This window comes from Candidatus Poribacteria bacterium, from assembly GCA_009839745.1.
In the GTDB taxonomy this organism is placed as follows: Bacteria; Poribacteria; WGA-4E; order WGA-4E; family WGA-3G; genus WGA-3G.
On record VXPE01000014.1, the window covers coordinates 2,592 to 13,618 of the forward strand.

The 11,027-nt window shown below is 51.5% G+C and carries 10 protein-coding genes; 4 read left to right on the plus strand and 6 right to left on the minus strand.

Annotated elements, in window-relative coordinates; genetic code table 11:
- Positions 1-92 precede the first annotated feature (92 nt).
- Positions 93-530, plus strand: a complete 438-nt coding sequence (locus F4X88_02225) for a Rieske (2Fe-2S) protein (protein ID MYA55087.1) — start codon at positions 93-95, stop codon at positions 528-530.
- On the opposite strand, the gene F4X88_02230 is transcribed toward F4X88_02225, so the two are convergent.
- Positions 527-1,330 carry a phytanoyl-CoA dioxygenase family protein gene (locus tag F4X88_02230; protein ID MYA55088.1) on the minus strand — a complete coding sequence of 268 codons (804 nt, stop codon included), beginning with the start codon at positions 1,328-1,330 and terminating at the stop codon, positions 527-529. The two genes, F4X88_02225 and F4X88_02230, sit on opposite strands and share 4 nt — an antisense overlap.
- Positions 1,331-1,528: 198 nt before the next feature.
- On the opposite strand from F4X88_02230, the gene F4X88_02235 reads away from it, so the two are divergent.
- Entirely contained in the window at positions 1,529-2,392 is an 864-nt protein-coding gene (locus F4X88_02235; GenBank protein MYA55089.1) for a CRISPR system precrRNA processing endoribonuclease RAMP protein Cas6, read from the plus strand.
- A 95-nt stretch (positions 2,393-2,487) separates the two neighbouring features.
- On the opposite strand, the gene F4X88_02240 is transcribed toward F4X88_02235, so the two are convergent.
- From F4X88_02240 to F4X88_02260, 5 genes are all read right to left on the minus strand, one after another.
- The gene (locus tag F4X88_02240; protein MYA55090.1) at positions 2,488-4,128 is read right to left on the minus strand and encodes an aspartate aminotransferase family protein; all 1,641 of its coding nucleotides are present in this window, start codon (positions 4,126-4,128) and stop codon (positions 2,488-2,490) included.
- Between the two features lie 216 nt (positions 4,129-4,344).
- Positions 4,345-5,337, minus strand: coding sequence for a CRISPR-associated endonuclease Cas1 (gene cas1 / locus F4X88_02245; protein MYA55091.1), 993 nt, complete (start codon positions 5,335-5,337; stop codon positions 4,345-4,347).
- 242 nt (positions 5,338-5,579) lie between these two features.
- Complete coding sequence (locus F4X88_02250; GenBank protein MYA55092.1) at positions 5,580-7,013, minus strand: hypothetical protein; 1,434 nt, start codon at positions 7,011-7,013, stop codon at positions 5,580-5,582.
- A gap of 1 nt (position 7,014) precedes the next feature.
- A complete protein-coding gene (gene cas2 / locus F4X88_02255) occupies positions 7,015-7,323 on the minus strand; it encodes a CRISPR-associated endonuclease Cas2 (GenBank protein MYA55093.1) in 309 nt (102 codons plus the stop codon).
- A 229-nt stretch (positions 7,324-7,552) separates the two neighbouring features.
- On the minus strand, positions 7,553-7,906 hold the full coding sequence (locus F4X88_02260) for a hypothetical protein (protein MYA55094.1): 354 nt from the start codon (positions 7,904-7,906) through the stop codon (positions 7,553-7,555).
- Positions 7,907-8,261: 355 nt separating this feature from the next.
- Here F4X88_02260 and F4X88_02265 point away from each other — a divergent pair, with 355 nt between their 5' ends.
- Both F4X88_02265 and F4X88_02270 read left to right on the plus strand, forming a co-directional pair.
- A complete protein-coding gene (locus F4X88_02265; protein MYA55095.1) occupies positions 8,262-9,770 on the plus strand; it encodes a phytanoyl-CoA dioxygenase in 1,509 nt (502 codons plus the stop codon).
- 4 nt (positions 9,771-9,774) lie between these two features.
- Positions 9,775-10,926, plus strand: coding sequence for an amidohydrolase/deacetylase family metallohydrolase (locus F4X88_02270; GenBank protein MYA55096.1), 1,152 nt, complete (start codon positions 9,775-9,777; stop codon positions 10,924-10,926).
- The last annotated feature ends 101 nt before the right edge of the window (positions 10,927-11,027 follow it).

Consider the following 11,027-nt stretch of genomic DNA (forward strand, 5'->3'; position numbering starts at 1 on the left):
ACGGCATGTCTATAGCAGCATTTTCAAGAAAAAAATCCAAGCCCTATAAGGGCGGCATGTTTATAGCGTGTATCGTTGAATTATAAATTTAAATGCCTAAATACGTAGTAGCAACCCCAGACGAAATCCCTCCCGGCGAAAGTAAGATCGTCGAAATCGGCGGACGCTCCATCGGTGTTTTCAATATTGATGGCGAGTACTTCGCTATCCGTAATAGCTGCCCACACCAAGGCGGACCCCTCTGCAGTGGGCTGGTCACCGGATTTTTAGAGTCCCCTGTACCAGGCGAATATAACTACACCCGTCAAGGTGAAATTCTCCGATGCCCATGGCACAGTTGGGAATTCGACATCAAAACCGGACAATCCTGGTGGAGTCCCGCACAACGACGCGTCAGAAAATACGAAGTCCAAGTCGAGAGCGGAGAGAACATCGAGGCATCCAATTCTGGACCCGAAAAAGGTCCCTATGTTGCCGATACCTTTCCCGTCACTGTCGAACAACAATACGTCGTCATCGAAATCGACTAACCATCTTCTTCTAACCCGCTGATTAATTTTTCCTGATCACCCGGCGAATAGAAATAAGATCCCGGTCTCCAATCCCCGATGTCCCCGATTAACCTGCGCTGCCGTGGCGTGCATCGCTCCATCAGTTCGGGTGTCGCCTTTTCGTAATCGAACGGGCGGAAACAGTGATGGCTGTAGCAATAAATTAGCGTCTTCCGGGCGTGTTCCGAGCGGTTCGCGACAACCCCGTGCCACAACGCATGCGGAAAAACCGCAGCATCGCCTGCCTTCACACACAGCTGCACGGCTTCAGGGATATAGGGACCGTCCTTGACTCCCGTTTCTGGAAACGTCCGATTATGGCTCCCCGGCACAACCGTAAAGTTGCCACTGTCCTGATCTTCAAGATCCGTCAAGAAATAATGGATTTTGACCTGTAGCGGTGAACTCGATCTGCTGACCCGAATCGTCCGCATCGCCTGCCCGCCGTCCGTATGCAGATACCCTTGATCTTTCGGGTTCGGGGGACGCACGATGACTTCCGACATACTCAGCTGGATGTAGTCACCCATCAACTCACGCACAATCGGAAACGTTGCTGGATGGTCCATTAGATCCACGAAAATATCGTTGTCCTCCATCACATTTCGCTTGTCGAAAAGGGAATCGGCAGTGACATTTTCGCCTTTCCGAAACTCCGCATCCATCTCATCTACCGTTGCTGACAATGCTTGGACCTCTTCAGGAGAGAGCACCCCTTTCAAAACGAAGTACCCCTCTGTCTTCCACTGTTTACGTTGATCCTTCGATAAAATTCCCATCTATGTATAGCCTCCGTCGTCCAGTTTTGCGACCACTAACCGATAACTGAAAACTAAGAATAAAATAGATGAGAAATCAATTCGTGTCAAGTAAAATAACGCGAGTTGCCATCTTTGTAGCATAGACTGTTAGTCTGTGCCTCTGCGTCCGAAAACCCACAAGAGACGATACAAAAACGCAGACTTCACAGCGAAAATATGAGACATCTTTGGATACGCCTTCCCGTTCGTAGGGAATGTGAGGAACGGTGCGAGTTCTCAGAACGGCGCGTCTATTCCAAATGCTTTGAAACGCCTGTTCCGGAGGATAGTCCGATGCTCCGCGGACAACCCTTTGCCCCGCATCCGTTTGTCCTTGAGCCACCACGCATTGGGAAATCGGACTTTGCACCGGGCGATACCTTCACTTGCCACCTGACACTCATCGGTGACGCAATCAATCTGTTGCCGTGGATAGTCTTCGCCTTCGATCAGATGGGGAAACGCCGGATCGGACTCCAGGACGAACGCGGGCAGTGTCAACTGGAGAAGGTCGAAAGTTTACCCGCACATCGCAGCGATAGCCGCCAGACAATTTACACGGCAGCCTCCGAGATGCTGACGGATGACGGCATCATTCTTCGGCTTGACGATGTGATGCAAGGTGCACCTCATATCACGGACGAAATGGAATTGGCGTTTCTCACACCGACGAGCATCAAGGTCAACGGGAAGTGGACGAGCCATTTGACGTTTGAACACCTCATCCGGAATCTGCTCCGGCGGATCCGGTTCCTGAATTATTTCCATTGTGGGGAAGACTTGGACACAGACATAGATGCACACGGCTTGATTGCGGCAGCGCAGTCGGTTCGGCATACATCCCGTTTGCAGTGGCTGCAGCGGGGTCGCTACTCTCATCGAGCGAAAGCCGTGGTGCCGATGAGCGGGTTCATGGGCACCATCCGTTTTGAAGGGGACGTGACACCCTTCCTGCCGTTTATTTTCCTCGGCGAGCATCTACACATCGGGCATCACACGGCGTTCGGATATGGACAGTATCGCGTCATTGACGTGCGATGAATCGCACGACTACGAACATGCTTCTATTAGGAACTCTCTGGGCTTGTAGTAGGGCAATTTATTGCCCGTTCCACGACGTGCGATAAATCGCACGACTACGAACCTTTACCTAATTTTTCTCTCGCTTCCAGCACCTTGTCAACAACGGTTTTGACATCGGCTTCATCGACGAACGGGGAGAGAATATACGATTTTAACGCAACAATCGGTTCGCCATAGGTGGTGTGCCGGTAGCAGTCGGTTGTAGAGATGAAGACTCCCCTGCCTGCCATGGCTTCGGAATGGACGTATTGGTAGATGTCTCGGTTGTAGGCGTTGTGTGCAAGCAGACTTTCCCGATAGGCGGGGTCCCCAAACTCCTGTTCCTTGACGGAGAAAGTGTCTATCCCTTCTGGATAGACGCGGAAGAGCGTGACGGTCCCAAAGTTATCTCGGTTGAGCACAGTGGTGCCGGCGCGTCCTTCGAGATACTCCCGAAGGAGTTGCGTCATTTCAACGATGTGCCCGAGGATGGCGCGCAAGCCCTGTTCACCGAATAACTGGAGATTCGCCAGAGCGGCGAGCACGGGAGTTCCGGATCTGGAAGTTTCCAGCGTGTACATGCCAGGACGATGCTCGCCAAAATGATAGAGATACGGCATCTGTTCGGGGTGCCGTTTCACCAAATCCAGGTCCTCCCGATTTTTGATGAGGACAAGACTGGAGGTATACGGCGTAAAACCCGTCTTGTGGAAATCAATACCGATAGAATCCGCGAGTCCGAGATGTCGTATCCGCCGGCAGGCACCCGCTAAGGCACGGACAGTGCGCGGTCGGAAACCTAACGGGTTCTCCTCAAGCGGATAGTCGTTGAACACCGACCACGCCCAGCCGATCACGGCATCGGCGTGAATATGAGGCTGGTAGTCGAGTTGAAATTCCTCTATGAGTCTGTCGCGTAACGCCACGATGCTCTCTAAATCGTCTAACCCGAACGCATCCGTAGTGCCCAATGTCGCGATAATGGCAGCAATTTTCTTCCCGTTTTCTAATGCCTTGCGCACCTCTTGCTCGAAGCGAGCGAGATCCATTTCGTTTTCATCGGTCGTCAGGATCGTTACGAGATTGTTTGTGCCGATGCCGAGCCACCCGACAATATTCGTCGCACAGTAATGCCCCGCGTCCGACACAAAAACGACAACGTCCTCCGGGGTCCCCGTGCGTATTGTCTCTGGGCACGCCTTTTCTAAACCGAGTTTCACGCCGTAGAGCGTTGTCCCCGTGCCGCCGAAGGTAAAGACACCCGTCGCGCGTTCTGGATCATATCCCACCATTTTTGAGGTCATCCCGGTGACCTCCACTTCGGCTAACGCTACGAGATGGCTATATTCATCCCACACCATATTCGGGTTGTAGAGCGAGGCGATCAGGATCCCGATCAGGCTCGGAATCGTTGGCGGTGGGATAACGTTCTGTTGCGTCCGCGGGTGTCCAAAGATCGTCATCCCTTGCAGATAATTGACAAGCGTGGTGGTAACCTCTTCTACAGAGGACATCGCGTCAGGTAAGTTCGCCTGTCGTGCTGCTGCAAAGTCGCCAGGAACGATGGTTCCGAGGATTGGCAAATCTGTTTTGAGGACATCGACCTGGTCCAGGGCACGCATCACAGAATGCACGAAGTAGGAGTCATGTATCGGATCAGATACGGGTTGCGGGAATGCAAGCCGTATCTTCTCTAAAATATCACGGTAGTTCACGTTTTTCTGTTTCCAGCAAGTAACGGGCGAGGTAACCTCGCCCCTACGATGTGTACTTAGGGCACAATCTAACAGATTATGCTACAAAGGGGGGTGACTTGCGTTATAATAGCACATCCAACATCCGTTTTCAAATGAAAATCGCACGCCTACAAAACAGGACTGCACGTAGAGGCAAGGTCACCTCGCCCGTTTTGTGAGATGTATCATACAACTTTAGGTTCGGATGAGAAACGGTTTGTATGCGGGTTCCTTACCCGTGATCACGTGCGCGAGATGCCGGACCTGGAGTTCAATACACCGCAGATAGGTGGTTTTCTCGTTGCGCGTCGGGTGCTGAAACGTCTGTTGCATCCGTCCGTAGTAGCCAACGAGGAACCGATCTAAGGCTTCTTTGGTGAAACGGATGCCTTTGTTCGTCTGCTCAAAGTCGTCGGGTCTGATGCGATTGTTGTTGACGAGCGAAAGCACATAGCCATCCACGATGACCTGCCGGAATTCCTCCATGAGATCCGAGGCGAGTGCGGCGTGTCCGTGCCTCGGTTGATGGAAGTATCCGCAGTATGGGTCGAACCCAACCACGTTGATGAAGGTGTAAACGTGATTGTGTAGGAGCGTGTAGCCGAGCGAAAGCATTGCGTTAATGGGATCAGGTGGGGGTCGGAATTGCCGCGTGGTGAAACCCCAATCGTGTGCCAAGAATTGCCGGAAGGCGCGGTAATGGGCAGCCGTGCCAGTGCCTTCGTATCCGAGCAGCGATTCCAGATTCTCGGCACGTTCCAGTCTTTTCAAGGTTCGGCGCGTCGTATCGAGTGCGGATTTCACCTCACCGTTTTGGGTGCGTTGCCGTCTGGAGAACCGGATAGCGTTTGTGAGTTTACCCCGGACGAAACCCTTGGCGAGTTCCAGACATTGGGACGGGTCCGCAGCAACGGCGTATTGCTGTTGACGGATGAGGGCATCCTTGGCATAAGGGGGTTGGAGTTTCCCTTTATATTTTCCTCGTGAAGAGAGGAAAGAGACAGGGATGTTTTTATTCAGCAGGTATCCTATTGTCTGCGTTGTGATGTGTCCGTTGCCGAAAATGACGACCTCGTCGAGGTGGACAATCGGGATTTCCTGAAGCACGTCTCGCTCCTTTTTCACTATGACGCGATTGCCAGATTTGTGGAGCACCGCACCTTGTTGCGTGATGTAAAGAATTGCCATTTGATACCTCCTAAGTTAGGAATGAAGTGTGAGGGTTGGTTCGTAGTAGGGAGACCATTCAGAGTTCTTCCGTCTGTAACGTGTGATAAATCGCACGACTACGAACCTAAATTAACAGGACTTACGCAAATTGAGCAAAAAAGCGAAATATTTTACGAAAAAAGGTGTTATCTCAGGGATTTAACCCCCTAAATCCCCCTTATCAGGGGGACTTTAAGAGGAAGTGCGTAAGTCGTAATTAATTAGATGGTGTGCTGGGCATCAATGATTTGGAAGAGCAAGCGTTTGCGGGCGTGCCGTTTTCGGAAGTGCGTTAGATAAGGGATCCACTGGTTTTCCTGATCGCATTGTGTGTAGAGTTCCCGTAAAGCCATCAAATAGTCCCGGGTTTTTTCGTAATCCTCCCGCCTTCGGGAAAGCACGGTCTTTTCAATCAGTCTGTCATACACCGCAATAGCAGTGTCCGGCTGGGAGTCGCTGACGATTCTGAGCAACTTATCCGTAAATCCTCGAATACGCGTGGCAATCGGACTTTCCAAGAGACACCAATATTCATCAACAGAGAGCGGATGCGTTTCAAGTGCCTGCCATGCCGCTGCCTCTTGCTGAAGTGTAAAGAGCGTCTGTATCAGGAGATAATTTTCCCGTTCACGTCGGGCGAGCCGGAGGCACTCTCCGATTCTACCGGCCTGGAAGTAGAAGTCAAAGAGGAGGTGAACATGCGCCTGTCGATCGGGACTTTCATCGAGGCACTGTTCAATTGTCGCTTGTAAATCTGCTGATTCTTGTATTGTGCAGCATTGCTGAAGGAGACGGGTCAGGAGTGATATGAAGATCGGTTCTGCCTCGAAACTCAGTTCCAACAACATCTGGTAGTGTTCACGTAACGGCGCATGCACAATCTCTATGCCGGAGCCTATGGAAGCCGAGTCTTCGACGTTCATGGCAATTTGCGCGAACGTCGTTGCGCACTTCTTGACGAATCTCGGTAATTCCTGCCTCTGGAGTGTATCGGGATAACGGACAATAGACTGGTGTATCAAGGCATCAAGAATGGACAGCGAGAGTTCCGTCTCTCCGAGGTGTGCAAGCGATTTCGCATGCTGCACGAAACCTTCAAGGTGCGTGATGATTTTCTGAAGTTGATGCTGTTCCAAAAAATCGGGTCCGAAAGCACGGTCAATCCGTTCCCGATATGTTGTGACGATGGCACACACTGTAAGTTCGTGCGCGGTAGGTGCCGTCTCTGATCCCGTCTCCTCTGTCATGTTTGCATAGACTCGCGCAACGGAAGCTAAATCTGGAGTTCGGCTCAGTAACTCTGAGATAATTCGCAAAAGCTGTGCCTTCGGTTTTTCGGAGAGCGTAGCGATCAAAGCGTCAATAGAGCAGATGATATCCGGTGTCTGGATGTAGGTTAACAACAACGCGACAATATGCTTACACTCCCCCTCGCCGTCATAAGGGCACGAACAACGAGTGGCGGCGATCCCTGTGGGCATCAACTCCACAGAGACGCGGTAGGGATAGGTGCCGTGGCAGGTTGCTGACAACGTCCAGTCGTGAAGAACTGGATTGCTGATCGCGCCGTCATGAAAGTATTCTGTGCCGCGCGTGAAACTCTGTGCTGTGCAACGTTGCCGAATGTGATCGCGCGTGAGATTCGGGAGTTGCATATCAAACCACAATCGTTTGAGGATCCGAGGTTACATCCCCAAGGGCAGGCACTTCAATCCGCGGCGTGCATGCACTACAGAGAGCATAGTAGCGCACTGAATCCTCGGCAGTGTCAATGACGCGTGCGACGGCGCGTTTGAGTTCTTCATATTGGGTCCTGTTGAGATGTGCTTCAAATACACTGTATTGGACGCGCGTCCCAAACCCCTTAAGGACTTTCGCGAGTTGATTACGTCGCCGGTTGTCTGAGATATCGTAAGAGATAACGTAAAACACGGAATTGATCCTCCATTTTGGCTGCTGATATATTCATCATTATGAGTGATGTTAGCCTGTTTGTCAAGGAGTACTAAGAAAATCTTAGTAATTTCTAAAAAGAACACAAAAAATTTGACATTTTTCCGAATTTTGTGTATACTTATGAAAACAAACACGATTCACCCCTCGGCCCCAGCACGGCTTAATTCGTCCAAGAACATAGATGCGGACTGGCTTCCATACCTATTTTACTAAAAAATCGCGTTTGGGTCAGTGTTTATCAGGGTTTGTGGGGTTTTCGGGGTGAATGTTCGATAGAAAAAAGCCCCGTGCAGTTCGTGTTTGGTTTTGGGGTATACGAACCCACGGCCCGTCTGGGTCGAAAATAGGGTGAGTCTGAAGATACGTTCCCGTTCGTAGGGAATTGAAACCATATTGAACTTCGGATTTTGATGACCTCTTGGCAATTGTCTGAAGATACGTTCCCGTTCGTAGGGAATTGAAACCCGTTGTAAGTCCAGCCGCCCTCTTGCCCCTCTAACTGTCCGAAGATACCTTCCCGCACGTAGCGAATGCAAACGGAATCCCCGCCAATCGATTCAGTATAATGCCCCCAGTTGCCACTATATAGCATGATCTATTAGATTCTCCCTCCAAGGGTCGCAAACTGAATGCGTTTTCGGAATTTAATTCGGTAATGTTTGAACGTGCTTTTGAACGTGCGATGAATCGCACGACTACGAACCGGTCTCCCGTTTGTAGTAGAGAAACCATTTAGGGGCTCCCGTCAGTTACCGAAATATTTTCTTAAACTTCATGAAACCGCACCTATCGGGCCCAGGACGAAAGTGTCTATCCATTTTTAGGTTTTACTATAAAAGACATGACAAATAAACGCGTCTCAAGTAGAATAAGGTAGGAGCGTTTGGATCTCTGAATCCTGACTACTGACCCCTGACACTTGATAACCCTTAAAAGGGAGTTTGACCATGCAAACACATTCACAAGTAAAAGAAAGCCATAAACTGACCGATGCGCAGATGCGGGATTTTATCGTGAACGGGTATCTCACCGTAAAAACCGATCTGCCACGCAGTTTCCACGAAACGATCTATCGCAAGACGCAGGAACTCACAGGAAAAGAAGGAAACTTGGGGAATAATATCTTGCCCCGCGTCCCCGAATTGCAAGCCGTCTTCGAGGAACCCGCTGTTCGCGGCGCGTTTACGAGTCTTCTGGGCGAGAATTACGCCATGCATTCCCATCGGCACCCGCATCAGAACCGTCCGCACAGCGATGGACAGGGATTCCATAAGGATAGTTACTGGGGGTATCACAAAGTCCGGCACCACTGTCCACGCTGGGCAATGGCGTTCTACTATCCACAAGACTCACCACTTGAAATCGGACCCTCGGCAGTCTTACCGGGGACGCAGTACTATGATACGCGTATCACTAAGGATAACGAGGGTGAATTGGCACTCAGTGGCGAAGCGGGTACCCTAACGATTATTCACTTCGATCTCTGGCATCGCGCAATGGCAAATCTGACGGACAAGACCCGTTATATGATGAAGTTCCAATTCATTCGGATGGACGCGCCACAGGCACCAGAATGGAATGTAACAGATCCGCACTGGAAACAAACAGATGTTAATTCAGCCACCCCTACACATCAAGGGACGTGGCGGCACGTCTGGAATTGGATGGCAGGTGAGTCGAATGGGCATTCAACGCAGCCAGCGAATGGAAACCTAACGAAACACATCACGGCATTGGACGATGAAGATGCCGCTGTCCGGTCTCGCGCCGTTGATGACTTGGGGACGTTAGGTGAATCGGGGGCAGAAGCAATTCCGCGCCTCATCGAGGCACTACGCGACACGTATGAACCCGTCCGTTTGAACGCAGCATACGCACTCGGAGCGATCGGTGAATCCGCTGTGTCCCAACTGATTGAGACGCTCGGTGTTGAGGACCTGATCATGAGGCGGATGGCGGCGTATGCACTCGCTGCCGTTGGTGAACCCGCTGTCTCTGCCTTGAGCGAAGCATTGCAACACCCTGAGGATGCCGTTCGCGTTGAAGCCACCTACGCCTTGGCGCAAATAGGCACGCCTGCAGTGGCTGCCATTCCGGCATTGATGGAACGCACAAAAGACGCATGCGTTGAGGTGCGTCGCTATCTCGCGGAAGCCTTCGGCGGCTTAGGACCCATTGCAGCGTCCGCTGTGCCTGTCCTGAGCGATATGCTCGCAAGCGATGACGACGGACAAGCACGCTTTGAAGCCGCATTAGCATTGGCACAAATTGGACCCGCCGCAAGCGATGCCATTCCAGTGCTATCAAATGTCCTCAGCGACGAAAACCGATACGTCCGAGACAACGCCGTCTTGGCACTGAAACGCATCGACACACCAGAAGCGGAATCCGCACTGTTTGATTACTTGCTGATGGCGCGGTGGTGTCCGATTACAAATCGTGAAAGCACATTCTAAACTTATGAACCACGAACTCATCATTAAAAACGGAACCGTCATTGATCCCGCACAGGGTATCCATGCGCGTAAAGATGTCGCATTCTCGAATGGACGCGTCTCGGCAATCAGCGACGATATACCCACATCTGAAGCGCGGGAGGTATTAGATGCCGAAGGGTGTTTCGTCACACCCGGCTTAATCGACCTACACGTGCATGTCTTCTACGGTGTAAGCCATTTCGGGATTGAACCCGATCCTACGTGCTTGGCACGCGGGGCAACGACAGTCGTCGATGCGGGTTCAGCGGGAGCAGACACATTTCCCGGTTTCCGTAAATACGTCATTGACGTGAGCGACACGCGCATCCTTGCACAGTTGAACATCTCTTCACAGGGTATGCTCACACAAGAAATCGGAGAATTGGAAAACCCTGACTATGCCGATGTCGGAAAAGCGTGTCGGATGATAGAGCAGCACCGCGATATTATTCTGGGGGTCAAGGTCCGTTTAACGCGGGAGACGATCGTCGGTGCCAGAGCGAAAATGTTGCCGTTGCACAAGGCGCGCGAAGCCGCCGATGCCGCAGGGTTACCGCTAATGGTGCATCCACAAGACGCCTGGTGTGAGTCCATAGACGATATATTGGCACTGATGGCGGAGCGGGATATTCTAACGCACTGCTTCCACGATATGGCGTGCGGTATCTTGGACGAAAACGGTAGGATTCGGGACGCTGTCCATGCTGCGATCGAGCGCGGTGTCATCTTCGATGTCGGACACGGAGCAGGCTCTTTCAGTTGGGACATCGTTCAGAAAGCGATGGCGCAAGGCGTTGAACCCACGACCATCTCGTCCGACCTGCACATCTATAACGTCGAGGGTCCCGTCTATGACCTCGTCAATGTCGTCAACAAATTCCTGCATCTCGGTATGTCGCTTGACGATGCCTTGGCGAAGGTCACGAGTATTCCCGCAGATACCATCTTGATGCCGGGGCAGGTTGGAACATTGGCTGTTGATGCGTGGGGAGATGCGGTGATTTTTGAACTGCGCGAAGGTGAATTCCAGTTGGTAGATGCCAACGATCAGGTGAGAGTCAGTAAACAGGTATTGGAACCCGTTGTCGTTGTCAAAAGCGGGCAAGTGTATCGGCAGCGGCATACACACGGCTAAATTCCGTAATCGCGGTCGGTGCGGTTTCCAACCGCACCGAGTCTACTCTAACGTGAGTTTGATAAAAGTTTAGTCTTTAGAAAAGCACGGGTAAATCGTTG

What these genes read in the sequence shown, in the direction of transcription:
- F4X88_02225 (MYA55087.1), top strand. Translation starts at nt 93, where the DNA reads ATGCCTAAATACGTAGTAGCAACCCCAGACGAAATCCCTCCCGGCGAA.
- F4X88_02230 (MYA55088.1), bottom strand. Translation starts at nt 1,330, where the DNA reads ATGGGAATTTTATCGAAGGATCAACGTAAACAGTGGAAGACAGAGGGG.
- F4X88_02235 (MYA55089.1), top strand. Translation starts at nt 1,529, where the DNA reads ATGAGACATCTTTGGATACGCCTTCCCGTTCGTAGGGAATGTGAGGAA.
- cas1 (MYA55091.1), bottom strand. Translation starts at nt 5,337, where the DNA reads ATGGCAATTCTTTACATCACGCAACAAGGTGCGGTGCTCCACAAATCT.
- F4X88_02250 (MYA55092.1), bottom strand. Translation starts at nt 7,013, where the DNA reads ATGCAACTCCCGAATCTCACGCGCGATCACATTCGGCAACGTTGCACA.
- F4X88_02260 (MYA55094.1), bottom strand. Translation starts at nt 7,906, where the DNA reads ATGCTATATAGTGGCAACTGGGGGCATTATACTGAATCGATTGGCGGG.
- F4X88_02265 (MYA55095.1), top strand. Translation starts at nt 8,262, where the DNA reads ATGCAAACACATTCACAAGTAAAAGAAAGCCATAAACTGACCGATGCG.
- F4X88_02270 (MYA55096.1), top strand. Translation starts at nt 9,775, where the DNA reads ATGAACCACGAACTCATCATTAAAAACGGAACCGTCATTGATCCCGCA.